This window comes from Erythrobacter sp. EC-HK427 (genome assembly GCF_902498745.1).
In the GTDB taxonomy this organism is placed as follows: domain Bacteria; phylum Pseudomonadota; class Alphaproteobacteria; order Sphingomonadales; family Sphingomonadaceae; genus Alteraurantiacibacter.
This window is the reverse complement of the sequence record NZ_LR701479.1, coordinates 699,114-726,078: the sequence shown is the minus strand read 5'-3', so window position 1 is coordinate 726,078 and position 26,965 is coordinate 699,114. Positions and strand designations below refer to the sequence as shown.

At 60.9% G+C, this 26,965-nt stretch carries 19 protein-coding genes and 1 tRNA gene; 14 read left to right on the top strand and 6 right to left on the bottom strand.

The features are described 5' to 3' along the window. Positions 1 to 184 precede the first annotated feature (184 nt). The gene (locus GC121_RS03440; RefSeq protein ID WP_199857732.1) at positions 185 to 3,430 is read right to left on the bottom strand and encodes a TonB-dependent receptor; all 3,246 of its coding nucleotides are present in this window, start codon (positions 3,428 to 3,430) and stop codon (positions 185 to 187) included. 181 nt (positions 3,431 to 3,611) lie between these two features. Here GC121_RS03440 and GC121_RS03435 point away from each other — a divergent pair, with 181 nt between their 5' ends. The 3 genes from GC121_RS03435 to GC121_RS03425 are packed head-to-tail and all read left to right on the top strand — an operon-like array spanning position 3,612 to position 7,707. Then, the gene (locus tag GC121_RS03435) at positions 3,612 to 5,162 is read left to right on the top strand and encodes a tryptophan halogenase family protein (protein ID WP_151972770.1); all 1,551 of its coding nucleotides are present in this window, start codon (positions 3,612 to 3,614) and stop codon (positions 5,160 to 5,162) included. Then, entirely contained in the window at positions 5,162 to 6,697 is a 1,536-nt protein-coding gene (locus GC121_RS03430) for a tryptophan halogenase family protein (protein WP_151972769.1), read from the top strand. The genes GC121_RS03435 and GC121_RS03430 overlap by 1 nt, the downstream gene beginning before the upstream one ends. After that, complete coding sequence (locus tag GC121_RS03425) at positions 6,694 to 7,707, top strand: cupin-like domain-containing protein (RefSeq protein WP_234421095.1); 1,014 nt, start codon at positions 6,694 to 6,696, stop codon at positions 7,705 to 7,707. The genes GC121_RS03430 and GC121_RS03425 overlap by 4 nt, the downstream gene beginning before the upstream one ends. Here GC121_RS03425 and GC121_RS03420 read toward each other — a convergent pair. The 4 genes from GC121_RS03420 to GC121_RS03405 form a co-directional block, all read right to left on the bottom strand. Then, positions 7,704 to 9,158 (bottom strand): tryptophan 7-halogenase, encoded by a 1,455-nt coding sequence (locus tag GC121_RS03420; RefSeq protein WP_151972768.1) that lies wholly within the window; start codon positions 9,156 to 9,158, stop codon positions 7,704 to 7,706. The two genes, GC121_RS03425 and GC121_RS03420, sit on opposite strands and share 4 nt — an antisense overlap. Continuing rightward, positions 9,155 to 10,702 (bottom strand): tryptophan halogenase family protein, encoded by a 1,548-nt coding sequence (locus GC121_RS03415; protein ID WP_151972767.1) that lies wholly within the window; start codon positions 10,700 to 10,702, stop codon positions 9,155 to 9,157. Before GC121_RS03415 ends, GC121_RS03420 begins: the two co-directional genes overlap by 4 nt. A 79-nt stretch (positions 10,703 to 10,781) precedes the next feature. Next, the gene (locus GC121_RS03410; protein WP_151972766.1) at positions 10,782 to 12,203 is read right to left on the bottom strand and encodes a sugar porter family MFS transporter; all 1,422 of its coding nucleotides are present in this window, start codon (positions 12,201 to 12,203) and stop codon (positions 10,782 to 10,784) included. Positions 12,204 to 12,378: 175 nt separating this feature from the next. Next, entirely contained in the window at positions 12,379 to 13,320 is a 942-nt protein-coding gene (locus tag GC121_RS03405) for a complex I NDUFA9 subunit family protein (protein WP_151972765.1), read from the bottom strand. 223 nt (positions 13,321 to 13,543) lie between these two features. Here GC121_RS03405 and GC121_RS03400 point away from each other — a divergent pair. Further along, positions 13,544 to 13,630 (top strand) — tRNA-Leu (locus tag GC121_RS03400). 166 nt (positions 13,631 to 13,796) lie between these two features. Further along, positions 13,797 to 15,020 carry an integrase arm-type DNA-binding domain-containing protein gene (locus GC121_RS03395; protein WP_151972764.1) on the top strand — a complete coding sequence of 408 codons (1,224 nt, stop codon included), beginning with the start codon at positions 13,797 to 13,799 and terminating at the stop codon, positions 15,018 to 15,020. A gap of 10 nt (positions 15,021 to 15,030) precedes the next feature. Here GC121_RS03395 and GC121_RS03390 read toward each other — a convergent pair whose 3' ends face one another. Beyond that, positions 15,031 to 15,615, bottom strand: a complete 585-nt coding sequence (locus tag GC121_RS03390) for a lytic transglycosylase domain-containing protein (protein ID WP_151972763.1) — start codon at positions 15,613 to 15,615, stop codon at positions 15,031 to 15,033. Positions 15,616 to 15,753: 138 nt separating this feature from the next. Here GC121_RS03390 and GC121_RS03385 point away from each other — a divergent pair, with 138 nt between their 5' ends. From GC121_RS03385 to GC121_RS03345, 9 genes are all read left to right on the top strand, one after another. Beyond that, positions 15,754 to 16,653: a toprim domain-containing protein gene (locus tag GC121_RS03385; protein WP_234421094.1), complete on the top strand. Its 900-nt coding sequence runs from the start codon at positions 15,754 to 15,756 to the stop codon at positions 16,651 to 16,653. Between the two features lie 75 nt (positions 16,654 to 16,728). Next, positions 16,729 to 20,976 (top strand): strawberry notch-like NTP hydrolase domain-containing protein, encoded by a 4,248-nt coding sequence (locus GC121_RS03380; protein WP_151972762.1) that lies wholly within the window; start codon positions 16,729 to 16,731, stop codon positions 20,974 to 20,976. Positions 20,977 to 21,081: 105 nt separating this feature from the next. Continuing rightward, positions 21,082 to 23,055, top strand: coding sequence for a ParB/RepB/Spo0J family partition protein (locus GC121_RS03375; protein WP_151975563.1), 1,974 nt, complete (start codon positions 21,082 to 21,084; stop codon positions 23,053 to 23,055). A 359-nt stretch (positions 23,056 to 23,414) separates the two neighbouring features. Then, entirely contained in the window at positions 23,415 to 23,771 is a 357-nt protein-coding gene (locus tag GC121_RS03370) for a thermonuclease family protein (RefSeq protein WP_151972761.1), read from the top strand. Continuing rightward, on the top strand, positions 23,765 to 24,070 hold the full coding sequence (locus tag GC121_RS03365) for a hypothetical protein (RefSeq protein WP_151972760.1): 306 nt from the start codon (positions 23,765 to 23,767) through the stop codon (positions 24,068 to 24,070). The genes GC121_RS03370 and GC121_RS03365 overlap by 7 nt, the downstream gene beginning before the upstream one ends. Beyond that, positions 24,060 to 24,257, top strand: coding sequence for a hypothetical protein (locus tag GC121_RS03360; RefSeq protein WP_151972759.1), 198 nt, complete (start codon positions 24,060 to 24,062; stop codon positions 24,255 to 24,257). The genes GC121_RS03365 and GC121_RS03360 overlap by 11 nt, the downstream gene beginning before the upstream one ends. Before the next feature lie 61 nt (positions 24,258 to 24,318). Next, positions 24,319 to 24,558 carry a hypothetical protein gene (locus tag GC121_RS03355; RefSeq protein ID WP_151972758.1) on the top strand — a complete coding sequence of 80 codons (240 nt, stop codon included), beginning with the start codon at positions 24,319 to 24,321 and terminating at the stop codon, positions 24,556 to 24,558. Between the two features lie 563 nt (positions 24,559 to 25,121). Beyond that, positions 25,122 to 25,961 (top strand): oxidoreductase, encoded by an 840-nt coding sequence (locus tag GC121_RS03350; RefSeq protein ID WP_151972757.1) that lies wholly within the window; start codon positions 25,122 to 25,124, stop codon positions 25,959 to 25,961. Between the two features lie 63 nt (positions 25,962 to 26,024). After that, positions 26,025 to 26,933 carry an AraC family transcriptional regulator gene (locus tag GC121_RS03345; protein ID WP_151972756.1) on the top strand — a complete coding sequence of 303 codons (909 nt, stop codon included), beginning with the start codon at positions 26,025 to 26,027 and terminating at the stop codon, positions 26,931 to 26,933. Positions 26,934 to 26,965 lie beyond the last annotated feature (32 nt).

The window sequence follows — 26,965 nt, the reverse complement described above, 5'->3', positions numbered from 1 at the left end:
TTTCCTGACTTGCTTAGGCCCTAAAGCCCGCGTGGTCCTGTTGGGGCTGCGTGGGCTTTTGTGCGCGGGGAATAGAGCAAGGATGAATTGCTTCCCTCCGGCGCGCTGCTCGTTTCCCACAAAGGAAAACCGCCACTCCCATTGCTGGGAGCGGCGGCCCTTTTCTCCTGACCTTGGTGCGTGATCAGAAGGTAGCGCGGAGCCCGAAGCTGAAGCGACGGTCGTTGATGAAGAACGACCGCGGCCCGATCAGTCCACTTTCGGTGAACTGCTGCTGCGTCCGGGTGACCTCGTTGAGGAGGTTGGTGCCCTGAATGGCGAACTTCACGTTGTCGGTCAGGCTGATGAAGAGCGAGGCATCGAGCTGCCCCGTTTCATCGTTGAAGACCGGGTAGAACGGGAAGATCACGTCGCGGCTGGTGAGCAGGAATTCCGAGCGCCAGTTGTATGCCGCACGGGCCGAGATCGGACCCATTTCGTAGAACAGTGTGGCGTTCACGTTGTGGCGCGACAACTGCTCCAGCGGCAGATTGCCCGGGCGTACGGTTCCCTCTTGTCCGGGCGCTTCGATTCCGCCGATTTCTGCATTCGGGATGCCCTGGCTGTCGATGAACGTATAGTTCCCCGAGAAGCCCAAGCCCGAAAGCGGCCCCGGCAGGAAGTCGAACGTCTGCTGGTAGGCAAGCTCGAAGCCCTTCACTTCTCCGCGCTCTTCGGTGTAGTTCGCCGGACCGCGAATGGCGACTTCGAAGGTCTGCCCATTGTTGGTGAAATCGCGGAACGAAACCGAATCGTAGAAGAAGTTGTCGATCGACTTGTAGAAGCCGGTCAGCGTGATCGATCCCACCGTGTCGAAATACCATTCGAGCGAGAGGTCAAACTGGTCCGCCGTCGCCGGGACGAGGAACGGGTTCCCCGCATTCGCCTGGAAACGGAAGCCTTGCGAGCGGTCCGCACCGATCGTGATGAAGTTCCGACCGTAACGGAAGTCAGGCCGTGCCATTGTGCGCGAGGCAGCGAAACGGACCTGCAATTCATCGTTGAGTTCGAGGCGGAGGTTCAGGCTGGGCAACCAGTTCTGATAATTGTTGACTGCCGTATTCTCGGTGAAGGCGTTGTTGGCGAAGGCCTGTGCGTTGTTAAAGCCTGGTTCGCCAAGATCGCACTCTGCCGGGAGGTTCGGAACCACCGGCGGCGTGCCCGGAGGGGCGCCATCGGGTACTTCAGGTGTCGGGTCGCACGCGACCGCGAAAGTGTCGCCACCGCCCACCGTCAGTTCCGACGGGAAAGCCACCGAACCTGCCGAATTCAGCGAAGTATCGACAAAGCGCACACCGATATTACCGCTGATCGTGGGGTATTCGGCGTATTCCGAGTTACCAAACGACAGCATGGCGTAGGCGGCGTAAGTGCGCTCCGAGACTTCCTGAATGTCGGAAGGCAGGAAAGGCGTACCCGCAATCACGCCCTCACGCTCAGCCAGCGGACGCCAGCCTTGACCTTGGCCATCGGCAGGCCCGTCCTGGCCAACGCGCCAGTACTCCTCGATGCCCTGGAAGAAGTCTGCCGATTCTTGATACTGGTTGATCAAATCACCGGCGAAATAGTTTCCGCCGATCGGACCGGGCGTTGCCCCGCGGAAGAAGTTGGGGAACTCGAAGAGTTCGGTCGCGTACTGGCCTTCGGGATATTCATCGAAGAAGACCGCGCTTCCTGAGTTGCCAGCCCACACTTCGGACAGGCGACCCCAGTTGTAGGTGGTGAAACGAACCGTCTGATCGCGATCCGAGTAACGGCCACCTACTTTGAACCGGCGCAGGAAGCTATCATCGGCGAACGAATACTGCGCATCGCCGCGGAAGGCATATTGTCCGCCGTCGCTATCCTCGATGTGGTCCATCGCGGCACGCCAGAAGGTGTAATCGCGCGACGTGAAGTATTCCGCGCTCGAGAGCCCTTCCAACGAACTGGGAGCTGCCCAATCGGCGCGAACGGTTTGCGGAATGGTGGGGATTACGACCGGCAAATCGCCCGAAATGTCGAGCTGCGTATCGGCAAACGTCGAACCGAACACCGAGAAGTCAAGATTGTCGGTCGATGCTTCGGTATACTGCGCATCGAAATTGAACGACCAGCGCTCATTCGGAGTCCACAGGAAGTTGAAGCCGAAATCCTGGTTCGTCGTTTCCTGATAGACCTGACGGCGGCTCAGCGATTGCTGCACACCGCCGGTCGGGACACGCGTGGTGGCCGAACCGCTATCGCCCGTACGCCAGCCCGTGCCGGGGAAGGTGATGTATCCGCTTTCGAACACATCATTCTCGTCCACCTGATAGGTGGTGCCCGGAGCGGGGAAGGTGTTGTATTCGGCAAGATCCGGCGCGGACTCGAACGTGTGTTCGCCCCATGCGTTGGATGAATCGGCGCGGAACCATTGCAGCGTTGCCACCATGGTTTCGTCGATGCTCTCCCACTGCGCAGCGGCGGTGTAGCCGTAGCGTTGACGGTTATAGTCCTGCGTACGGAACTGGCCCCCAAGAGGCGCGTAGAGCACGTCGAAGCCGGGCACCTGTGTGCGTACCACCGGGCCTGCACCGTTCGCGCCGGCCACCGTCGCGCCATCGCGCGTCTGGAAGTTGGTGACCTGAATACCGTCCGAGCGGCTAAGCACCTGCGAATAGCTGGCAGCAGCGAGCAGGCCGAAGCGGCCCACGCCTGTATCCCACGTGTTGCTGATGAGCAGCGATCCCTGCGGAGAAAACTCCTCGATCAGGTCGGCATAGTTAACTTCAAGCGAACCACCCCAGAACAACCCGTCATTGTCGAACGGGCGACGGACATTGAGGTTGACCGTGCCGGCAAGGCCGCCTTCGATCATTTCCGCCGTGACGTTCTTGGCGACGATCACCGAGCCGAGCAGTTCGGCAGGGACGTCCGAGAAGCCAAGCTGGCGACCGCCATTGGCCGAGAAGGCGTCACGACCATTGAATTCACCGCGCACGAAGTTGAGGCCGCGGATAACCACGCCCGATCCTTCGACCGAGAAGTGGTCGGGGTCATTCGAGCCTGCGAAGCGATTGATCGACACGCCGGGAATACGCTGCAACGCTTCGGTCACCGAACGGTCCGGAAGTGCGCCGATATCTTCGGCGGTAATCGCATCAACGATGGTATCGGATTCGCGCTTGATATTCTGCGAGTTGGCAAGCTGGGCACGGAAGCCGTCAACGTAGATTACGTTTCCGCCTTCGGGAATTTCATCTTCCGGATCGACAGCCTCAGTGCCAGCGGGGACTTCCTGTGCGAAGGCCGGACCGGCGGCAAGCAGCGCGCCGACGACGGCCAACGACGAGCCCGCTTTCAGCGACTTGCGGAGCCATTCGACACGCGATTCGTCAGGTGCAAAATCTGTAAACGAGGTCTTCGCCACGTTGTTCCCTCCCAGTGTTAGCGCTACCAATTTAGATGGCAGTTTCTATTTTTGACCACAGCACCCTATGCCGGATGTGTCATTCGTGCAATGGGGAGCATGATCCATATTGTGATATTCTCTCGTCAATGGTTACATATTCGCAACATATGGGCGCGCGCCACAGGGGAAGAGGCACAAATTGAACAAGCGCAGCATTGAAGGACACGGCGCGATCGGCAGTATCGTGATCGTTGGTGGCGGCACCGCTGGCTGGATGACGGCCGCGGCATGTTCGCGCTACCTAGCCGACGGAGCGCGCTCGATCACACTGGTCGAATCGGATGAAATCGGCACGGTGGGCGTGGGCGAGGCAACGATTCCGCCGATTATCAATTTCAACCGCATGCTTGATATCGACGAGAATGCCTTCCTCAAGGCGACCAAGGGCACCTTTAAACTCGGGATCGAGTTCGTGAATTGGGGCCAGCAAGGCGATCGGTATTTCCACCCCTTCGGCGCTTACGGGGAAGATCTGCACGGGGTGCCCTTCCACCAGCTGTGGTTGCGAGAAAAGCATCTCGGCGAACCCGGGCAAATCGCGGATTATTGCATCAGCGCTGCTGCCGCCGCTGCGCGGCGCTTTGGCCGACCGGTACGCGATCCCAAATCGCCCCTGGCGCGGCTGTTTTACGCCTTTCATTTCGATGCCGGATTGTACGCCGCCTTCCTGCGCCAGATTGCCGAGCGGCAGGGCGCCAAGCGGCAGGAGGGGCGAATCGTCAAAGTCCACCGTCACAGCGAGAGTGGTGATGTTACCTCCGTCGAGCTCGAAGGCGGCAGGCTGGTGGAAGGCGATCTGTTTGTTGACTGTTCCGGCTTTGCCGGGCTGCTGACCGCCAAGGAGCTTGAGACTCCGTGGCGCGATTGGAGCCACTGGCTGCCTGCCGATCGCGCGATTGCCGTGCCCACAGCGAATGTCGGCACACCCGATCCCTTCACCCGTTCCACCGCGCATGGCGCGGGGTGGCAATGGCGTATCCCCTTGCAACATCGCACGGGCAACGGCCACGTGTTTTCCAGCCGCTTTATGGATGAAGACGCGGCGCGCGATATTCTGCTCGCCAATCTGGAAGGGGCTGCGCTCGCCGATCCGCGCACGATCCGTTTTGCTACGGGTAGGCGCGAGCAGGCTTGGTCGCACAATGTGGTCGCCATCGGGCTCTCTTCGGGATTTCTCGAACCACTTGAATCCACCAGTATCCACTTGATCCAGAACGGCATTCAGCGCCTCTTGGCGCTGTTTCCCGGCAAGCCGATCAGCCCTGTCGAACGCGACGAATACAATCGCGGCATGGCCGATCTGTTCGATGATATCCGCGATTTCATCATCCTGCATTACAAGGCCACGCAGCGTGATGACACCGCGTTTTGGCGCTATGTCAGGGACATGGAGATTCCGGATACGCTGGCGCGCAAGATCGATCTGTGGCGTCTCCACGGGCGGGTGTTTCGCGAGGGCGCAGACCTGTTCAATGTGACGAGCTGGGTGGCAGTGCTGCTTGGCCAGAATATTGCCCCTTCGGCTTACGATCCTGTCGTCGATTCGCTCGACGAAAGCCGCGTGTCGCTGGCGTTGCGGCAGATGCGCGAAGGCTATGCCCGCGCGGCGCAGAGCCTTCCGGTGCAGGAGGAATTCCTTCGCCGGGCAGGAGCCTGGGCCGAAGAGCCGCAATTGACGGGAGCATGGTGATGGCCGGAGAACCCATCAGCAAGGTCGTTATTGTGGGCGGCGGCACCGCCGGATGGATGGCGGCAGCGGCTCTCTCCCGCGTGTTTGGCGCGATGCCGGCCTTGTCGGTCGAATTGATCGAAAGCGAGGCCATCGGCACGGTCGGCGTAGGCGAAGCGACGATTCCGCAAATCCTCGTCTTTAACCGGATGCTCGGACTTGATGAGGATGAGTTCGTTCGCGAAACGCACGCGACGTACAAGCTGGGGATCGAATTCGTCGACTGGCTGCGCAAGGGCCACTCCTATATCCACCCCTTCGGCTTCTACGGGCTCGATATGCTGGGGGTGGAATTTCACCATTTCTGGCTGCGGGCGAAGGAGCTGGGCGAGGATTTGCCGCTCGATCCCTATTCTATCAGTGCGATGGCAGCACAGTTTTCCAAGTTTGACCGGCCGCGCAACGATCTTCCCAATTCACCGCTGGCAAAGCTTGGCTATGCCTTCCAATTCGATGCCGCACGCTACGCCCGCTTTCTGCGCCGCCGGGCGGAAGCGCAGGGCGTGGTTCGCACCGAAGGACGGATTGTCCGGGTCGAGCAAGACCCGGACAGCGGTTTCGTTACGGCAGTGCAGCTGGATGATGGGCAGCGGATTGCAGGCGAGCTGTTTATCGATTGCTCGGGCTTCCGCTCGCTGCTGCTGGGAGAAACACTTGGCGTTGCTTTCAATGACTGGAGCAAGTGGCTCCCCTGCGACCGCGCCGTCGCCATTCCGTGCGAATTGGGGGGCAAGGATCAGCCGCTCACCCGCTCCACCGCGCGACCGGCCGGGTGGCAATGGCGCATTCCGCTGCAACACCGGATCGGCAACGGCCATGTCTATTCCAGCGCGCATATGGAGGAGCAGGAGGCGATCGATCTGTTGCTCGCCAATCTCGACGGTAAGCCGCTCGCTGAACCCAACCGCCTGCGCTTTCGCGCCGGGCACCGCGAGAAATCTTGGGACAAGAACGTTGTCGCATTGGGTCTGGCGGGCGGCTTTCTGGAGCCGCTCGAATCGACCTCGATCCATCTGGTGCAACAAGGCATCGCGCGGCTGATGACGCTGTTCCCCACGCGCGATTTCGGTGAGGCCGAGCGGGCGCGATACAACCGTCTATGTGCGCAGGACTATCTCGATATCCGCGATTTTCTGGTGCTGCATTACCGCGCGACCGAACGGGACGATTCGGATTTCTGGAACTATTGCCGCACGCTCGATCCGCCCGATGGCTTGCTGGAAAAGCTGGAGATGTACCGCTCTTCGGGCCGGGTGTTCCGCGAACACAATGAACTTTTCACCGAGACGAGCTGGCTTTCGGTGATGGCCGGGCAGGGCCTTGTGGCGGGTGGGTACCATCCGGCAGTGCATCTGATGGACGATGCCGAGGTGCTCCGGCGGCTGGCGCATATCCGCGAGGTGATCGGCAACACGGTCGCCCAAATGCCGAGCCAGCGCGAATTCTTCCAGCGGCACGGCAGCGCCATGCGTGAAGAAGCGCTGGTCGCATCGTGAGTGCATTGCCCGAACCCCGGCCTGTGCGGGTCGTGGACAATGTGGATGCGGACCGGTTCCACCAGGACATTCGCCCTGCGACGCAGCCTGTGCTCATGCCAGGGATCGTGGCAGACTGGCCAGCGGTTGCGGCGGCGCAGCGCAGCGACACGGCGTTCGTTGATTACCTCAGTGGCTGCGCGCCGCAGCGGCCGGTATCCTATCTTTACGGAGAACCTTCTGAAAAAGGACGGTTTTTCTATAATTCCCGGTTAACCGGTTTCAATTTCCGCAAAGATCAGGTGCGCTTTGAAGAGTTCCTCCAATGGCTGCTGGAGGCTGCACAGGCTGCTGAACCGCCCGCGCTTGCCGTCCAGTCGGAGATCATCCGCGAATTGATGCCCCACATGGCGCAAGAGAACGTGCTCGATTGGCTCCCGCACGTTTCCCCGCGCATCTGGATCGGCAACCGCATCCGGGTGGCGGCGCATTACGATCTCATGGAAAATGTGGCCATTTGCGTATCGGGCCAAAGGCGCTTCACGCTGTTTCCGCCCAATGCGATGGCGGATCTCTATCCCGGCCCGTTCGAACTGACCCCGGCGGGCACCCCCGTTAGCATGGTGGATTTCGCTGCGCCTGATCTCTCTGTTTTTCCACGATTTCCGCAGGCTATGGCGCGGGCGCAAGTGGCCGAGCTGACACCGGGGGACGCGCTCTACATTCCCTATGGCTGGTGGCACGCGGTGGAGTCGCTGGCTCCGGTGAGTACGCTGGTCAATTACTGGTGGAGTGATGCGGATACGATGCTGGCGGGGCCGTATGATGCCTTGCTCTACGCGGTTGCTGCGTTTCGGCATTTGCCGCCGGAGCAGCGGGCGGTGTGGAAGGGCATGGTTGACCACTATGTCTTTGAACTCAATGGACCGCCCGCTGCGCATTTGCCGCCGCATGCGCGTGGGCTGCTGGGCGATGCAAGCCCGGCGCTGTTTGCCCGGTTCCAGCAGATGCTGAAGCAATTATTGCGTTAGGATTGCGCTTCCCGCGCGTGTTGCAGCACGCCCGCCATCCATTGCGGATAGGGCGGCGCAGCTTGCAAGACGGCGCGCATCCGGCCAGCAAATTCGCGAGCCGAATCAGTATCGTCCACGGCAGGCAGGCTCCCCCTTCCGCGTGGCAGGCCAAGCGCGCTGAAGAGGCTCGCGCGCTCTTGTTCTAGCAGCGGTGATTCCTCGAAAAACGGCGTGCGCCCCCGGCGGGTGAATTGGTCCACCGCCAATTCCAGCGTGTCTGAAACAGCGATCGGCCCGAATAACGATTGTGCCGCGGCAGAGCAATAATGTGCGCCCAGCAAGTCCCGGACATTGCCTGCAAGCAGGGCTGTTCGGCGATTATACTCATCGCGTTCGCCCGGAAATATATCCCGGACAATGTCGTGTCCGGGCAGCAGTTCGAGCAGCAGGTCGATCTGCCGCAAGGCGAAGTCGGCATTGAGGCCCATCAGCGGCTCAAACACCGCCGCCGCATCGCCAAGCGCGACGACATTGCCGAGCCAAGCGGCGCTCGCCCGCCCCGGCACAAAAGCTGCCCTGTCAACGGGCTCTCCGCCCAAGGCGGCAACAACCGATTGTTCATTGGCCGTGCGCGCAACACCAAGCGTGCGCTGCAACCCGTCGCGGCCCGGCATTTGGTGCAGCCAGCCGGCAGGCGTGAGCGACACCCGGTCTTCCAGCGCCAGCACCGGTTGCCCTGGCTTCCCGAAAAACACTTCGCGCACCGGCAGGCTTGCGCTCCAGTCGATACGCTCGGCTCCCGGCATTTGCGCAAGCAGCGATGCGGCAGGGCCGGTGCAATCGACGAACAAGTCTGCGGCAATCTCTCCCGCGCCTTCCACTAGGAAACCTGCGGCAATGCCTTGTGCGTCCAGCCGCACTGCGCCGATCCGGCCCTGGATGTGCTGCACCCCCAGCGATGCCGCCATACCGATGGCGAGATCGCGTAGCGATGCAGGGTGCCAGCGCAGCGCGTGTTCCACACCGGGGAGGCCCGGCTGATACCGTCCCGCATCAGCCAGCATCTCTGCTACCGAGCCCGGCGGTGTTTGCACATTGGCCCCGCGCCGTCCGCCGCCCCAATCGCGGACAAATCCGGTAAGCAGCGCGGGATCGGTGATCGCGCCATAGGGGAAGGCGGCGGCAGAGCCTTCGCCAGACCAGCCGAAATACCGCGTCATCAACCGGTGGCTGCCGCCCGCTTGCAGCACAATCCGGTCTTCGGGCAGGCCAAGCCGTTCGAGGAAGCGGTGCGCGTAGGGCAGGGCGTTCGCCGCGCGGTCAGCAAAGGCGGCGGCATTTTGCGGCATGGAGATCACGGTGATCTGCGTCGCCGGTAAAGCCCGGCGCAGCGCCAGCGCGGCGAGCACGCCTGTCAGCCCGCCGCCTGCGACCACGACCGAGCGCAATAGTTCGCGCGGTGCGCTCATGCAGCAAGCCCCTCGGGCACGGGCGCCAGCCGCGCAGCTTCCCGCAGCAAATACTCCCGGTGGCCGGGCATCGCTGCCACTTCCTGCGCTACAGCCGCGTGGAAAGCGTCCATCGCCCGCGAGGTTTGCGCCGGGTCGGGCAATTGCGTCCGCGCATCATGCGTCTCGGGTAGCAGACCCTGCCCGATGTAGACCGCGATCCAGCTCGCATCGTAAAACAGCCCGTCCGCATATTTGGCGATGCGGCCTGCACGCTTCCACAGCTCCAGCTTGTCTGCCAGCGTATCGGGCACCTGATAGGTGCGCACATGGTTCCAGAATTCGGAATCGTCGCGCGTGGTCGCGTGATAATGCAGGATCAGAAAATCTCGCACCCGGTCATATTCCATATCGACCAGCCGGTTGAATTCGTCCCGGTCACGCGGGTCTATCGCGCCCCCATGCGCGGCATCTGGAAACAGCTCGATCAGATAGGTGATCGCCATTTGCGCCAGATAAATGCTGGTCGATTCCAGCGGTTCGAGAAATCCCGACGCAAGGCCGACCGCGATGACATTGTTTTGCCAGCTGCGTTTGCGCCGCCCGGCCGTAAAACGCAGCACGCGCGGATCGGCGAGCGGCTTGCCCTCCACCGCGCCCAGAATGGCGGCGCAGGCTTCGTCTTCGGAAACAAAATCGCTCGCGAAGACATAGCCATTGCCGACACGGTGCTGCAGCGGGATGCGCCAGCGCCAGCCTGCGGGCATGGCGGTGGCGGTGGTGTAGGGCTGGATTTCCTCGGTTACGTGTTCGCACGGGAGGGCAGCGGCGCGGTCACACGGCAACCAGTGGGACCAATCCTCCCACCCTTCGCCCAGCGCATCGCCAAGCAGCAGCGAACGGAACCCCGAACAGTCGACAAACAGATCGCCGCCAATCCGCTCCCCGCTTTCCAGCACCAATTCGGTCACATTACCGCTTGTCGCATCGCGCTCCACATGAGTCACGCGGCCTTCGGTGCGCTTCACGCCCAGCCCGCGGGCAAAATCACGCATGAAGGGGCCGAACAGTGTCGCATCGAATTGGTAGGCATAGCCATACGTGCCCGCCAGGCTCTGATCCGTTGCCGGGGGCTGGAAGCGGTTGGCCTTCGCCGCCATTACGCCAAGCGAGTAGGCACCGATATCGTCGGCCAGCCCCTGCCGGTGCAGTTCCAGCCAGTAATGGTGGAACGGCACGCCCGCCAATTCCTCCCCAAAGCTGCCAAAGGGGTGGATATAGGATTCGCCGATCCTGCCGAAATCGCGGAAATCGATCCCCAGTTTGTAAGTCGCGTGGGTGGCGGCCATGAAGCGTGCTTCATCAATGCCCAGTCGCTCAACAAAGCCGCGAATATGCGGCAGCGTAGCCTCGCCCACGCCGACAATGCCGATATCCTCGCTTTCGACCAGCTCGACCCGCGCTTTCGGGCCGAGCAGGCGGGCGAGCGCTGCCGCGCTCATCCATCCGGCCGTCCCGCCGCCGAGCACGACGATGCGCACTGCTTTGCTGTTTGCCTCACCCATCGGATGCACCTCATAAAAACGGCCGGGGCAGGCCAAGCCACCCCGGCCGCTGGTTACCGGTTACGATAGAAAGCGATGATTAGCCTTCCATTTCCTCCAGCTCCTTGCCCTTCGTTTCTACAATGAAGCGCTGGACGAGGAAGAAGCTGATCACCGCGCACACGGCGTAGAAGCTGTAGCTGGCGGCAAGGCCGATCCCGACCGCCATCAGCGGGAAGCTCTGCGCGATCAGGTAGTTGGCGAACCATTGGAAGAAGCCCGCCACCGCCAGCGCGCTTCCGCGAATCTGGTTGGGGAACATTTCGCCCAGCATCACCCACATCACCGGACCCCAGCTGACATTGAAGAAAATGACATAGAGGTTGGCGGCAACGACCGCGAGAATGCCCATTTGCTGCGAGAGGACCAGCCCGCCTTCCGCATCGAGCGTACCCTGGCTGAAGGCGAAGACCATCACAAACAGGGTGACCGCCATGCCTGCCGAACCGATCAATAGCAGCGGCTTGCGCCCGATCTTGTCGATTACGGCGATGGTGATGAAACACGCAGCAATCGAAACCGCGCCCGACACGATGTTGATGAGCAACGAATCGCTCTCGGTAAATCCGGCGAGCTGCCACAGGGTTGCGCCATAATAGAAGATCACGTTGATCCCGACGAGCTGCTGGAACACCGCCAGCATGATGCCGACCCAGACAATCGGGCGCAGGCCAAGGAAGCCCTTGGTGCCCGCTGGGGCCAGCACGTCGCGCAGCGAAGGGCGGTGGTCGGCGGCAAAGCTGCCCCGGATTTCCTCCAGCTTGGCGGCACCTGCGCTCGCGCCGAACAGGCTTGAGAGCACGCGGCCAGCTTCTGCGTCACGGTTCTTGGCGACCAGATAGCGCGGGCTTTCCGGAATGAAGAACAGCGCGATCAGGAACACCGCAGCCGGCACGGCCTGCATCAGATACATCCAGCGCCATGCTTCGATCCCCAGCCAGAACGGGTTGGTCGAATCCCCCGCAGCTGCGGCCAGGAAGTAATTGACGAGGAAGGCTGCGGTCAGACCCGTGATAATCATGATCTGCTGCACCGTTGTCATCCGCCCGCGAATATTCGCGGGAGCGACTTCGGAAATATACGCAGGGGACAGCACGCTTGCGGCACCCACCGCCATCCCGCCCATGACGCGCGCGATCACGAATAGCGTGTGGCTTTCGGTAAGGCCCTGGATCAGCGCGGCGACAAGGAAGAACAGTGCCGAAATCCGCATGACGTTGCGGCGGCCCATGGAGTCCGCCAGCGTTCCGGCGAAGAACGCGCCGATGAAACAGCCGATGAGCAGCGAACCGACGGTAAAGCCAAGGCTTGCCTCACTCAGGCCGAAGCCCTCGGTCAGCCCCTTTTGCGTTCCGTTCACGGCGCCGCTGTCATACCCGAACAGCAGGCCGCCGATCGTGGCCACGGCCACAATGGCGGAGATCAGCCCCAGATTGGTGCCATCACGCGCAGTTTCGTTCATTATCCGATTTCCCTCCCGAAGGCCGGCCACTTCGGGGCCGGTCCAAACAAATGTTAGCGCTACCTTATGGCGAAGAACCATCTGGCAGGCAAGGCCGATTGAACGCTCGCAAGAATGGCAGGATCAACGGGTTTGGCAAGCCTGCACATCGGCCCGTTATCCTGCTGCAGAACGCTCAGGAATGGCTTTCCGAAAAGCGGCCATGGCGGCGGAATTTGATCATCCAGCGATCAAGGAACAGCCCCAGAGGCTTGGGCGCAATGCCAAGGTCTTTCAGCTGCTTGGCTCCCGCGGTGGCCGTGCTGCCGCTTTTGAGCATGGCGAGCTGGTCGCGGTTCATCGGCGTGCCGGGCAGGGCGGCGAATATCTTCGCCAGCGGATCGGGCATAGCGAAGAAAGTGCGCTTGCGGCCCTGCGCGTCGGCAATTCTCTGGTTGATCTGCATCATTGAGAGCGCTTCCGGCCCTGCTGCTTCGAATACTTTGCCGCCATGCGCCGCCGGATCTTCCAGCGCCGCGACAATAGCTGCAGCCACATCATCCACCCACACCAGCTGGAACTGCGATTCCGCGCCAAACACCGGCAGCACGGGCATCATTTGCACCATCTCGGCGAACATCGGGATTAGCCCCGCTTCCTCGCCAAACACGACCGAGGGGCGGATCACGCTGGCCTTGGGGAAGGCTTCGAGCACTTGTCGCTCGCCATCGGCCTTGGTGCGGTAATAGCCGGTTGCCGCCTCCGCATCGGCGCCGATGGCCGACACATACACAAACCCGCTTGCCCCTTGCTCTGCGGCAATCCGTGCGGCGAGCCCCGCGCTATCGGCCTGCAGGCGTTGCTGGTCGCCCACGAAGGTGCCGATCAGATAGACGACATAGTCCGAACCGGTAACGCAAGCCTCCACGCTACGCGGATCACCGGCATTGCAGCGGGCGAACTGGATTTGCCCGAGATTGGCGAGCGGCTTCAGCGTAAAGGCCTTTTCCGGCTCGCGCGCGGCGATCCGCACCCGGGCGCCGCGTTCAAGCAGGTCTTGCGCCAGATGCGTGCCGATAAACCCGCTGCCGCCAATCAGCGTGACGAGCTTGCCATTGAGCGAAGATGTCTGGGCCATAGCGGCGGTCCTTCAAGCGAAAACATTGCGCGTTGCGCGCTCTATGCACAGCGATGCGGTGCGGGGCAATGCCCTCTATCGCCCATGATAGGGCGAGCCCGCTGTGCAATGCGGACAGCGCGCCCGCATTTGCATAAAACCCGCGTTGACTCGCAGCCAAGCCTATCCTAGAGGCGCCCTCCTACCGAATAGCGGAGCTCACGGCTCCTGCTGCTGGATGTGTGCCCAGATGGCGGAATTGGTAGACGCACCGTCTTCAGGTGGCGGCGCTCGCAAGGGCGTGGAGGTTCGAGTCCTCTTCTGGGCACCATTTGTTCTTCCCTTGTTCTCCCAAATATTCTACAAAAACCGCAGAAACCCTAGGGATTTGGCCCTTCGGTAGTTCCGGATCGTCCCGTTTGTTCTCGGGGGTTCCAGACATTTTTGCGGGCCTTTTGCGGGCCTTTGCGAAAACCACATTGGGAAAAGGCCCGCAAATGCCTCTGACCGAAACACGGCTCCGCGCGCTGAAGTTCAAAGACAAGCCCTACAAGGTTGCAGATCAGCGCGGCCTGTACATCGAAGTTACGCCAGCGGGCAGCAAGCTGTGGCGTTTCCGCTACCGGCTCGGCAAGCTTGAGAAGAAGCTTGCAATTGGCAGTTATCCGGAAGTCAGCCTCAAAGAAGCGCGAGACGTATGTTTCGAGGCGCGGCAAGCCGTTGCAGCTGGGGGAGATCCAGCGTTCGAGAAACGCAAGCGGAAAATCCGCGAGGAGTTTCTTTCGGCACAAACGTTCGAAGCGGTTGCGCGCGAATATATCGAGCAGATGATGGTTCAGAATGGACGCGCTGAGGGTACGATCATCAAGGCCAACTATTTCCTTGATCAGCTCGTACCTGCCATCGGTAACCGCCCGATTCATGAAATCGAGCCGTTTGAGGTCTTGGCTCCTCTCAAGCGGCTTGAGGCGACCGGCAAACACGAAACCGCGAAGAAGTGTCGCTCGTTTGCGGGTCGCGTGTTCCGGTATGGCGTTGCTACAACGCGCTGCAAATCCGATCCGACCAGCATGTTGAAGGGCGCACTCATAACGCCGAAAGCCACTCACTATGCGGCAATTCTGGAGCCGAAGGAATTGGGCGGCCTGCTGCGGGCAATCGACGACTATACCGGCTACATGGTGACCAAGTTCGCTTTGCAGATCGCGCCACATGTCTTCGTACGACCTGGCGAACTCCGGCATGCCGAGTGGCGCGAGATCGACCTTGTCGATGGCGTCTGGAAGATCCCTGCTGGAAAAATGAAGGCACGCCGTACGCATGCGGTGCCGCTTTCAAAGCAGGTCATCAGCTACCTGACCGACCTCGCCGAACTGCTTGGCTATGAAGGATACGTGTTTCCTTCGGCTCGTAGCTCAAAGCGGCCTATGAGCGAGAACACTCTCAATGCCGCTTTTCGACGCATGGGATATTCAAAGGATGAAGTCACCGCTCACGGTCTGCGTGCGACGGCCTCAACGTTCCTGAACGAGTCTGGGCTGTGGAACCCGGATGCCATCGAACGCGCGCTGGCGCATGGCGACAGCAACGCTGTTCGCGGCATATACCACCGCGGTAAACATTGGGACGAGCGGGTGCGGATGGCCCAGTGGTGGAGCGACCATCTCGATGAGCTCCGGTCAGGAGAACACCTCATCAAGCTGCGCTCCGCGCGAGGCTAAAGCCAAACGCCTAGTCATGAGCGTTGATGGCTTCCCACCTTGCAAGCACAGAGCGCACATATTGCGGTGTCTCGCCGTTATTGGGAATGCCCCCTGATCGCGATATTGCCCCGGGGCCTGCGTTGTATGCCGCCAATGCCAGGTGAACTGCGCCGAAGCGCTTTAACATGTCGCGAAGGTAGCGTGCCCCGCCGTCGATCGAAGCGAGCGGGTCATGCCGATTTCGAACTCCCAATTCACGAGCGGTGGCTGGCATCAGCTGCGCGAGACCGGCGGCACCGGCCGAACTAATGGCCATGGGATCAAATCGCGATTCTGCCCAGATCAACGCACGAAGCAGGTTTTGCGGAAGTGCATATTGGCGTTCTACCTCAGACACTGCGGCCCGGTAGAGGTTTTCGCGGTACGAAATGGCAATTCGCTGGCGGCTGGTGACCCCCTGCGGAGTTCGTTTGGTGGTCGCATGGACATCGCCTGGCTGAGCGATTGCGTGTTCGAAGAGGGTAAAGTCCTGCGCTGAAGCCGTGTGACAAAACGCTGCAGCCACAACTGTCCCAGCAATCGCAATCGAGGCAAAGTCGTTTGGAAAATTCATCTCGCCGCCTACTCCATTGCTTCGAATCGCAAGAGAACATACAAAGAACATATGCCTGTAGGAAAGCGACTTCTGGTCTGCTTCGGGAAAGGAGAGGGTGCTTGGTTAGGGGGCCATTTCGCTAGCTTAGGAGCTCGCATGTCACTGTCTGCCCAAACTCTCGCCGAAACTGCTCGCCGTATTTGCGAGAACCGTGGTGGCAAATGGTCCGGCACTAAGGGTATGGCCCGCTGCCCAGCGCATGATGACCGTACGCCTTCGCTTGGCGTCTCACTTGGTCGACACGCTATCCTGTTCCATTGCTTTGCAGGCTGCGATCAACAGCGCGTGATGTCAGCACTGGCACGCGAGGGCTTCTGCTCGACAGAGCTTTTTTCAGGGCCTTCATTGGCTGACCGAACCCAGTCAGTCCAAGCGCGCTATCCCTCGGCTGCAGCGCTCGCAATCTGGCGTAAAGCGGACCCATTGCACGCCAGTCCGGCAAAGGCCTATCTCGAGAGCCGCGGAATCCTCGCCGCTTCTTCAGCTCTCCGTTTTCATCCCCGAACTCCTCTCGGTCCAAGAGGGCGCGCCCTCTTTCTGCCGGCAATGATCGCAGCGGTAAGCCTTGATGACGGGCCGATCGCGATTCACCGGACATTCCTGTCACAAAATGCCAGCGGCAAGGCCAGCTTTGACAAGCCGAAGCGCACGCTCGGCTCACTCGACCAAGCTGCAGTGCGACTTTTCGCTCCGGCTTCCGGCAGGCTCGGCCTTGCCGAGGGGATCGAAAGCGCAATGTCGGCCTATGCCCTGACCGGCGTTCCTGTTTGGGCGACCTTGGGTAATGAGCGCTTCGGCCTCGTGAGCGTGCCCGACAGCGTGACCGAACTCTATCTATTTGTCGATCATGATGCCGGCGGTGAGCTCGCCGCGTCGCGCGGCATGGCAGCTTATGCCCGTGATGGACGAACACTTCATGTTCGCAGGCCATTGTCTCGCGATACCGACTGGAACGATGAACTCAGAGCATGGCTGCAGCGCAAGGCGACACTCTAGAGGAGAGAGAGCTTCCCGAATTCCTGATCCGGCAGAGGGCCTACCCCGATGCCTCATTCAGGAGGACGAATTGCCATGTTTCAATCAGACCTGTTTCCCGCGGAAGGGCAGCTCGCTTCAGTGCCTTTGGCCTACGCCATTGGTGTGCGAATTTCCGAGCAGCTCGCGACCGGATGTTGCCTTACCCGAGCCGACATTTCGGGCCTGTTCGCCGAAGTAAGCGGCGTTCAGGAGTGGGGAAGCGCCTGGACTATCGATGATTACAACAACGCGGCCGAAATCGGTGCGATCCTCTGGTTGAAAAGCTCTTCGCGCATCGATCTGACAACAAGCGCTTATGAAGCGGACGCGCGGTTTGATTGGCTCGAAGCAGCATTGCCGCCCCGTCACGTGCGCAGCGAAACACAGGTTGAGCTCCAGCAGTTTTCGACCCCGCCGATGCTCGCTTGGCTGATGGCGAAAGCCGCAGCTGTCTCCGCGCGCGACACGCTACTCGAGCCGTCCGCCGGCAACGGCGCTCTTGCACTTTGGGGCAGCGTTCAAAACGCCTCGTTGGTCCTCAACGAAATTGATCCGGCAAGAAGAGACGCTTTGGGCCACATCTTCCCCGCGGCGACAACCACCATGCACGACGGGGAACTGATCGCCGACCTGCATCGCGGGCCTGCTCCATCGGTCGTGCTGATGAACCCGCCGTTCGCCCGCAGCCAGGAACGCGGCAAAGACGGTGAGACGGCGCAGCGCCACCTGCGCAGTGCGATCCGGGCCGCTGCCAGTGGCGCGAGGATCGTCGCCATAATGCCTGAAGGCTTTGATGCTTCCACTTTCGGCAAGGCACAGGCCGAAGCGTCTATGCTCCTCGATGTCCGCTTGCAGCAGATGTTTCGCCGGACTGGAACGGGGATCGCCGTCCGCATGGTCGTCATCGATAAAGTGCCTACTGCTCCTGAGCCAGCAATCACCGGAGATACCTGCGACCTGATCGCGCTTCACGAGCTTCTGCTAGCACTCCCGCCCCGTGCGGAGATATCCGCCGACGTCCATAGCCTGCGCGGCCAGAGGCCAACACGCTGCTGCGGCAAGATTACAGCAAACCTTCTACCAGTCCGGCCGGTGGCGCCTTTTGCAGCGCCACAGGAGGCCAAAGGTAATGCAGTCGACCTTGCCTATTCGGTCCTCGCCGAACCTGCGCCGGTCCCTGAACAAACAGGCATCTACCTGCCTTACCGGCCCAGCCGTATTGCCTTCGAGGCCGCGCCGGTCCATCCAACCCCGCTCGTGGAATCGGTTGCGATGGGTTCGGTTGCAGCGCCGCAGCCGGATGTTACTCCACGTCTTCCCGCAAATTGGCAAGCCGATGGCCTGCTGTCTGAAGCCCAGTGCGAGACACTGGTCTACGCTGCCCAGGCATTTGCGCGTGATCTCCCTGGCCTGTTTAAGGTCAGCCAGGAAGGCACCTCGCTGGAATTGTCCGAAGACGGGCACACCTACCGCCAAGGCTTCTTCCTCGGCGACGGGACCGGTGCGGGCAAAGGACGACAGATCGCTGCAGTCATCATGGACCGGTGGCTTGCAGGCGAACGGCGTCATGTCTGGATCACCAAAAACGAAGCACTGCTTGAAGATGCCCGACGCGACTGGGATGCGCTCGGTGGAATGGCGCTCGATATCCGGCCGCTCTCGCACTGGAAACTCGGCCAGCCCGTAATGATGTCCGAGGGAATTCTCTTCGTCACCTATCCGACGCTGCGCTCGGGGCGCGCCGAGGATACGCGGCTTGGTCAGATCCTTGCCTGGGCCGGCGAGAATTTCGACGGCGTGGTCGCCTTCGACGAAGCCCACGCCATGGCCAATGCGCTCGGGGGCTCTACAACCCGCGGCAAGGTCAAGGGCTCCGAACAGGGCATGGCTGGCCTCAGGCTGCAGAACTATCTGCCGCGCGCCCGTGTGCTCTATGCGTCGGCGACCGGCGCATCGGACATTGCCAATCTCGGTTACGCCGCCCGGCTCGGCTTGTGGGGGCCCGAAACCGCCTTCCCGACGCACGAAGCCTTTATGACCGAGATCCGGGCCGGCGGTGTTGCGGCGATGGAGCTTGTCGCACGTGACCTGAAAGCACAGGGGCTATACCTTGCTCGCGCGCTATCCTTCGCAGGGGTCGAGTACGAGATCCTGGAACACAATCTGACCGAAGTACAGGTTCGGATTTACGATGCCTATGCCGACGCATGGGCGATCATTCACCGCAACCTCGAGGCCGCGCTGGAGGCAACCCGCGTCGTCGACGAGGACAGCGGCGATACACTTAACCGCAATGCCAAGGCTGCGGCGCTATCGATCTTCGAAGGCACCAAGCAGCGCTTCTTTGCCCAGCTACTGCTGTCGATGAAATTGCCAAGCCTGATCCCCGCCATGGAACATGCCCTTAGCGAGGATCATTCGGTTGTCGTGCAGCTGGTTTCGACCGCCGAGGCCATGCTCGACCGGCGTCTCGCCGACCTTACCGTGGAAGAACGCGAAGCGCTCGATATCGATTTATCCCCGCGCGAATATGTCATCGACTACCTTTCCAAGAGCTTCCCGGTACGGCTGATGCAGGTCTTCGCCGACGAGGACGGAAATCTGCGTTCCGAGGCGATGAGCGACGAGGAGGGCAATCCCGTATTCTGCCCGCGCGCCATTGCTGCGCGCGATGCGCTGATCGAACAGCTCTGCGCGCTGCCGCCCATCGCCACAGCACTCGATGCGATCATTGAGCATTTCGGGACCGAGGCCGTGGCCGAGGTCACAGGCAGAACCCGCAGGCTCGTCCTCGGGCGCGGCGGTCAACAACGCCTCGAACGGCGCAGCCAGAGTGCCAATGTCGCCGAAGCGCAAAGCTTCATGGAAGGGACCAAACGCATCCTGGTCTTCTCGGATGCGGGCGGCACGGGACGATCCTACCATGCCGACTTGGGTGCCAAGAACCAGCAGCGCCGCGTTCATTTCTTGCTCGAGCCGGGCTGGCGTGCAGATAACGCCATCCAGGGTCTTGGTCGCACCAACCGCACCAACCAGGCTTCGGCCCCGCTGTTTCGGCCAGTTACCACCGACGTGAAGGGTGAGCGCCGCTTCATCTCGACTATTGCGCGCAGGCTCGATGCATTGGGCGCGCTCACGCGCGGCCAGCGCCAGACCGGCGGCCAGAACCTGTTCGACCCGGCCGACAATCTCGAAAGCGACTATGCGCGCGACGCACTCAGCCGCTGGTTCCAGCTGCTCTATGACGGCAAGCTCGAAGCCACGAGTTTCGGGAACTTCGTCGAGAGGACCGGCCTCCGGCTTGAAAATCCCGATGGCGGACTGACCGACAATCTTCCCACGATCCAGCGTTGGCTCAACCGCATCCTCGCCCTGCCGATCGCGCTGCAGAATGCAATCTTCGAGGAATACCTTGGTCTCGTCGAAGCGCGGATCGAAGCCGCACGGGAAGCCGGAACGCTCGACCAAGGTCTGGAAACCGTCATGGTGGATAGCTTTACGGTCCTCGCCGATGAGCTCTTGCGATCCGATTCCGTGACCGGAGCCGAAACTCGTCTTGTCTCCCTCGAAGTGAGCAGGCACCTTCGGCCTCTGCGACTGCAGCGCCTGGTGCGGATGCATGAGATCGGCAGCGCGCACGCGATCCCCTTGCGCAATGCGCGATCTGGCAAAGTTGCACTGTCGGTTCCGGCCCGGCGCCTCATCGCCGACGACGGAGCCGTCATCGAACGCCAGCGTCTGCTGCGTCCGCTTAATACCGCCAACTGGACCCTCGAGACTCTCGGTGAGAGCCACTGGGAAGAAATCAACGTCACGACGTTCATGAGCGCCTGGCAGACCGAGGAGGAGGAGGCGGCTACATCTCCGGTGACCGAGCGCATCCATCTCGCCACCGGGCTGCTGCTTCCTGTCTGGAAGCGCCTCCCCGGTGATCATGTTCGCGTCACCCGTCTGGTGGCCGAGGACGGTCAGTCGATAATCGGACGCGAAGTGCTCGATGTCGATCTCGCTACGATCGCTGATACCTTTGGCCTTTCCGGGGTTACCGGACCATCGGCAGAGCAGATCGGCGAGTTTGTCCTCACCAGCGGCAAACCGTTGGGCCTCGCAAGCCACGATCCCCTCACCGTAAAGCGATCGCTGGTCGGCGGCGAACAGCGGCTTGAGCTGACCGGCTTCTCGCCCGAGCGCCTCGATTGGTACAAGGGCAAGGGCTGCTTCACTGAGATCATCCGCTACCGCACGCGGCTGTTCGTCCCGGTGTCGAAAGCATCGTCGGTCCTCCCCGCGCTTGCCGCCTGATCTCTCGGGCCGACCCCAACCACAATGATGAGAGCGGAGGGAGCCCTTTGGGCTTGTGGGCCCTGTGATCTTCACCTGCGCCTTCATTCCATCAGGAGAACACCCTTGATCCAGTCGATTCCCTTGAAGAAGCTCGTTCCGAGCCCGCGCAACGTTCGCAAGTCGAGCGACGTGCTGGCCGACCTCCAGCTGCGGGCAGACATTGCTGCGCGCGGCCTGTTGCAGAACCTCGTCGTCCGCAAAGGAAAGCGCGGCAAGTTCGAAGTCGAAGCCGGCGGTCGCCGCCTCGCAGCGCTGCAGGCGCTGGCTGAGGAGGGCACCTTGCCCGACAACCATGCAGTCACATGCCTCGTCATCGAAGGCGCTGAAAGCGAAGTACGCGAAGCCAGCCTTGCCGAGAACTTCCAGCGTCTCGCGATGAACCCGGCCGACGAGGCGCAGGCCTTTGCGGCGATCATCGACGCGGGAGCTACGACTGAAGACGTGGCGCGCCGCTTCGGGCTCACCGTCCGTTTCGTTGAAGGGCGTCTGCGTTTGGCAGCTCTCGCCCCTTGTGTTTTCGAAGCCCTCGCAGATGGCACAATCACGCTGGATATGGCCAAGGCCTATGGCGCGATTTCCGATGTCGAGCGCCAGGCGCATGTCTATGCCGAGCTGCAGGATGCCTGGTACCAGATCACGCCCGACACGATCCGCCGCATGGTGCTTGATGCCACGGTGCGCGGTTCCGATCCACGAGCTGTCCTGGTCGGTCGCGACGCCTACCTCGCCGCTGGTGGCCGGATCGAGCGCGAACTGTTCGACGATGATGCCAGCGAAAGCTGGATCGATGTCGCGCTGCTCGAGGACCTGGCGCATAAGGCCATGGAAGAGGTGGCTGCCAGAACCGCGCAGGAGTTTGGCCTTGCCTGGGTTCGCCCAACGCTCGGCAACTATGTCAGCCATGATCTCGTTGAAGGTCTGAATCGCTTGCCCAGCGAGCCTGCCCCGATGAGTGAACAGGAAGCGCAGGAACTTGGAGAATTGGAAGCCGATTACGACCGCATCGCTGCCGTGCTCGAAGATGAGGACAGCGACGAAGACGAGGTTGCCAAGGCCGAAAAGGAACTGCTCGTGATCGATCGCGCCATGCGCGCACTCAACGATCGCCCACCGGTCCTGGCCGACGAACTGAAGGGCGAGGCCGGTGCCTTCCTTGTCCTCTCGCGCAATGGCGAGCCGACATTGGTTCCGCAGTTCTACACCGAGACGGAGATCACCACTGATGAAGGCGTGGTCGAGGCCGTTGCGGATAGCGCATCTGAGAAGCCCAAAGGGACTTCACTGTCGCAGCGCCTGCTCGACGAGCTCGCAATGCAGCGCCGCGATATCCTGGCAATCCATCTCGCCACCGATCCGGCTTTGGCGCTCGATTTCATGGTCTTCACGCTCGCCGATGCTGATGGCCACGATTGGCGCGCAAAGAAGGCATCGACGCTGGTTGGATCAATCGCATCGGGCCCGGTCTCCGGTTTCGAGCCTAAGGATGCGCCGGCCAATGCCGCGCTCGCTGAGTTTGCCGGTTCGCTCGATGAAAGCTGGCGTGCCGGAGTGAGCGACGTCGAACGGTTTGAGAAATTCCGTGGGCTTTCCAGCGAGGCACGCTCGGCATGGCTCGGTCATGTTGTGGCCCGCACACTGGTAGCAAGTCTGGCTTGCGAGGGCGATCGATCGGTGCCGTTGCACGAAGCACTAGGTGCGCTGCTTGAAATTGAGACGTCGCACTGGTGGCGCCCCACTGCGGCAAACTATTTCGACCGGGTTCCCAAGGCGCGTACGCTCGAAGCACTTGACGCCGCTGGCGGTCCGGATTTGGTCAGCCGGTATAGTGCATCGAAGAAGTGCGAACTCTCGAGCGCTGCCGAACGGATATTTTCGGGCAATTTCATTGGCGAGCCCGAGGTCAAGGAACGGGCGCAGGCTTGGGTTCCGCCGATCATGCGTTTCGCCGGCTCTGATGGGGTCGAACTGGCGGACCACGGGGGAGACGAGGCGGTCAACGCCGAAGCAACTGACGAAATTGCCGAGCAGGCTGCCTGACCCCTCCTGACAGGTCCAGGTCACTCGGCGGGCGGTCCGTCCCAATCGGGACGGGCCGCCTAACTCTGCGGGGTCCCATCACAATGCAAAAGCCCTTCCAGAGATGGTCCTTTTCACGTCCCTTTTTTGCTGCAAAGTTTCAGGTAAGCAGCGGCGAAGTCGACTTTTGTCAGCAACGTTTTGGGTCATGCATTGTCATATCACATCCGGCGCGGACGTAGATTGATAGCTCACTTGCTTGTCCATGTGCACCGACAAACAAAGCACGTTCAGGGCTGTCATCTGTGCGGTAGTCGCACTCATGCTATCGCGTCGACTTGAGCTTGGCGACGCCGATCAAACGCGTTATCTCAGGGAGAATGATCGACTTGTTGCTTGCCGTGACTATTGCTGTTTGCCCCGCCAGCGGCGTGCGCATCACCTGTGTGCATGACGGGGATTCCATAGTTATCGAGCGCGAGCGCATTCGAATTGCCGATATCGATACCCCCGAGCTGGATGGCGAGTGTCCACACGAGCGCGCGCTGGCGATCGAGGCACGCGACACACTGGTAAGTATCCTCAATGCCGGGCCCTACCGGATTATTCGCGACGGGCAGGACCGCTATGGGCGGACGCTGGCCATAATTGCCAACGATGCTGGATCCGTCGGCGACCAGATGGTTGCTGCAGGCGTAGCCCGAACTTGGAGCGGGCGCAGGGAGTCTTGGTGCTGATGAAAGAGTGGGATGAACCGGGCAAGCACCGGGCGCCGACTGCTCGGCAGCGGATGGTCGAAAAGGTCCTCGGACTGATATCGGTGCTTATCATGCTGGGTATCGCGATATCGGCATTTCTGGTTCTTACAGCCCCTGCCTATGGTCATCCCGGCACGCTGGCGGTCATAGTGGGCAGTGCTCACACTTTCCCGGCAGAGCGAACAAGCTCGCTTTTGCTTCTCCAGCAAACTGGCGCAGACACTGGTGACAGTGCCATGGCCGCGGCAACAGAAACATGTCTGACGCATGACGCGTGACAAGGAAATTCTGGGAATGGCACTTTGGGTGGAAAAGCACCACGGGGCGGATGGCTGGTTTCACATCGCCCAGCAGCAGGACCGGTTGCTCGAGGCCGGGGACTTTGCTGGTGTGGCCTTGTGGCGCAAGGTCGGGTGTCGCTTCGAAGAGCTTGTGGCAGCGAGGCCGGCTGAACAGCTTCATTAAAGAATTGCTTAGCAGTTGTCTGCGCACGGCATCTTGAACAACTAGACAGAGAAGGCGCCCTATGTCCGATGCTGCACTCGACCAAATGACCGAGATGGTCGGAACATTAGTTAAGATCATGGATCAGCAATTGATCGCCGTCGATCTTGCCGACATAAGGGCTGTCTTAAAGGAGACGGGCGGTCGTGGCGCAATAGGTGTCGGTGAAGCATCCGGCCCCAATCGAGCTGTAGAAGCGGCAAAGCTAGCTTTCCACGATCTGGAACAGAACCTTGGAACTATCGCACGTAGCTCGGAGTAACTTCGCGATCCGCGCACCCCGAACGAGATGGGCCCAAAAGCCACAGCGCGTCTTGCCTGTTCGCAGGTACGCACGGCGCCTCGCCGATGAGGCGAGAAATAGACGTCAGCGCGCAACCCAGATCGGTCCGCGCATCAATGGGATTCTCAGGCTCTGGAGATGGGTGGACCGCTCGCCGGGCGCGGCGGTGCGGCAAGGACGCGTCCCGGAATGGCATCCCGGAAGACAGGAACCACGAAGTTTCATCTGAAGGCCGACACGGCCGAGCGGGTCGACGGTCCTAGTCGATCCACATCTATCGAGTTTCTGGCAGCTCCGCTGACCACAACGCCACCGATCCCTCTGGCGCAGTGCCAAACGGCCGGGTGGAAGGAAAGACCAGCGTGCTTGTGCCCGGGATGATCGTTGCGGCATAGCCGAGGCCTGCACTCGCCTGATCTGCTTCAATCGCTCAATCCCCTTTGAGCCTAAATTGGGAATATTGTGCAAGCAAACGGGAAGATCGCTATAACCGTGCCGCAACAATGTCGGCATGCTCCCCGAAACGCTTTCGGAGATCAAACATGAACGGAAAAGTCTGGTTCATCACAGGCGCGACACGCGGTCTAGGCCTCGAAATCGCCCGAGCCGCGCTAATTGCTGGCGATTGCGTGATTGCGACAGGCCGGGATGCGGCCCAAGCGAAATCCGAACTTCCTGAAAGCGATGCGTTGCTTTTTCTCGATCTCGACGTGACCAATTACGATCAATGCGGCGCAGCAATTGCCCATACACTCGACCAGTTCGGTCGCATCGACGTTCTCGTCAACAATGCTGGCTATGGCCAGATGGGCATATTCGAGACAGTCAGCGAGCGACAGATCAGGAAGCAATTCGATGTCAATGTGTTCGGAGTGATGGAGATGACCCGGCGTGTCCTTCCGGTCATGCGCCAGCAGGGCAGCGGCCATATCATCAACATCACGTCAATAGGTGGCACGTTGTCGTTTCCGGCATCCTCAGTCTATTGCGCGAGCAAACATGCGGTCGAAGGATTTTCGGAAGGCGTCGCACAGGAGGTGGCCGAATACGGTGTCAACGTGACTGTCGTTGAGCCGGGCTTCTTCCGGACAGATTTTCTCGATGTGTCTTCTGTTTCTTACGGCGAAATCGAGATTCCGGAAGTCGCGCAATCATCGCAGCAGCATCGCGAGGCATATGACGCGATGAACCATCGGCAGTCAGGCGATCCGCGCAAGCTCGGCGAGGCGCTGGTCGCGATTGCGCATATGGGAAAGCCCCCCATGCGCCTGCTGGTTGGAACGGACGCGCTCAGTTATGTTGGGAACGCATATGCGAAGCGTCTGAGCGATCTTGCCACTCATGCGAAGCTTTCAGCATCGACGGATTTCGCCGATGCATGACGGCTCGCGGCCTCGCTTATCGCTATCGACCGGCTCGCCAATATCGCGCCTTGGGGTACGCCCATGAACGACGCCGCGATGCAAGCGGATACAGCCGCCATTGTGGCGACCGCGCGGAAGATTGTTACCGGCGACGCCACGGTCGAAACTGACATACCGCGCCTGATCCTGCACCAATCGCTCGCCCCGAGCGGACCCGTCCCCGCATTCTACAAGCCTTCCTTCTGCGCAATTGTTCAGGGAGCGAAAGCAGTGCGCAGCGGTGTGGGCGATCTCGCGTATGGGGCAGGGCAGTATCTGATCGCCGGCTTCGACGTGCCGGTGGTGGGTCTCATAACGAAGGCTGACGAAGAGCAACCGTATATCTGCGTGCAGCTGCTTTTCGATCGGCAGATTCTGCGCGAGATGCGCGAACAGATGCCACCTCGCGCGCCAATCCAGGCAATCGGCATTGCGCAAACCCCGCCCGATCTCATGAATGCGCTTGCGCGGCTAGTTGGGCTCCTCAATGATCCCGTGGCGGCTGCCCATCTTGCACCGCTCTACGAGAGAGAAATTCTGTATAGATTGCTGACCGGCCCCTACGGCGCGCAGCTTCGCAAATCTGCCTATGAAGACGAGCGCGCGGCGCCAGTGGAGCGGGCGATCATCCATCTGCAAAAGACTTTCCGTCAGCCATTCGATCTCGCCGAATTGCTTTCGATCGCGGCGCGAAGCCAGTCCTCGCTGTATCGCGATTTCAAGGATGCCACGGGTCTCAGCCCGTTGCAGTTTCGCACCCGGCTGAGGCTGGAGGAAGCGCGGCGCATGATGGTGTCGGCTCCTGTAGGCGTTGCCGAAGCCGGATTTGCCGTTGGTTACGAAAGCCCGTCGCAATTCAGTCGTGATTATCGTCGTCTCTATGGAAGAGCGCCGACCGGCGATGTCGAGCGACTGAAGAATTCCGAGACCGGCGTCATCACCGCTGGCTAAATCAAGCCATCAGTCCAGACTTGAAGCCTCGT

What these genes read in the sequence shown, in the direction of transcription:
- GC121_RS03405 (WP_151972765.1), bottom strand. Translation starts at nt 13,320, where the DNA reads ATGGCCCAGACATCTTCGCTCAATGGCAAGCTCGTCACGCTGATTGGC.
- GC121_RS03385 (WP_234421094.1), top strand. Translation starts at nt 15,754, where the DNA reads ATGTCACTGTCTGCCCAAACTCTCGCCGAAACTGCTCGCCGTATTTGC.
- GC121_RS03390 (WP_151972763.1), bottom strand. Translation starts at nt 15,615, where the DNA reads ATGAATTTTCCAAACGACTTTGCCTCGATTGCGATTGCTGGGACAGTT.
- GC121_RS03355 (WP_151972758.1), top strand. Translation starts at nt 24,319, where the DNA reads ATGTCCGATGCTGCACTCGACCAAATGACCGAGATGGTCGGAACATTA.
- GC121_RS03415 (WP_151972767.1), bottom strand. Translation starts at nt 10,702, where the DNA reads ATGGGTGAGGCAAACAGCAAAGCAGTGCGCATCGTCGTGCTCGGCGGC.
- GC121_RS03380 (WP_151972762.1), top strand. Translation starts at nt 16,729, where the DNA reads ATGTTTCAATCAGACCTGTTTCCCGCGGAAGGGCAGCTCGCTTCAGTG.
- GC121_RS03360 (WP_151972759.1), top strand. Translation starts at nt 24,060, where the DNA reads ATGACGCGTGACAAGGAAATTCTGGGAATGGCACTTTGGGTGGAAAAG.
- GC121_RS03345 (WP_151972756.1), top strand. Translation starts at nt 26,025, where the DNA reads ATGAACGACGCCGCGATGCAAGCGGATACAGCCGCCATTGTGGCGACC.
- GC121_RS03410 (WP_151972766.1), bottom strand. Translation starts at nt 12,203, where the DNA reads ATGAACGAAACTGCGCGTGATGGCACCAATCTGGGGCTGATCTCCGCC.
- GC121_RS03430 (WP_151972769.1), top strand. Translation starts at nt 5,162, where the DNA reads ATGGCCGGAGAACCCATCAGCAAGGTCGTTATTGTGGGCGGCGGCACC.
- GC121_RS03395 (WP_151972764.1), top strand. Translation starts at nt 13,797, where the DNA reads ATGCCTCTGACCGAAACACGGCTCCGCGCGCTGAAGTTCAAAGACAAG.
- GC121_RS03370 (WP_151972761.1), top strand. Translation starts at nt 23,415, where the DNA reads ATGATCGACTTGTTGCTTGCCGTGACTATTGCTGTTTGCCCCGCCAGC.
- GC121_RS03420 (WP_151972768.1), bottom strand. Translation starts at nt 9,158, where the DNA reads ATGAGCGCACCGCGCGAACTATTGCGCTCGGTCGTGGTCGCAGGCGGC.
- GC121_RS03350 (WP_151972757.1), top strand. Translation starts at nt 25,122, where the DNA reads ATGAACGGAAAAGTCTGGTTCATCACAGGCGCGACACGCGGTCTAGGC.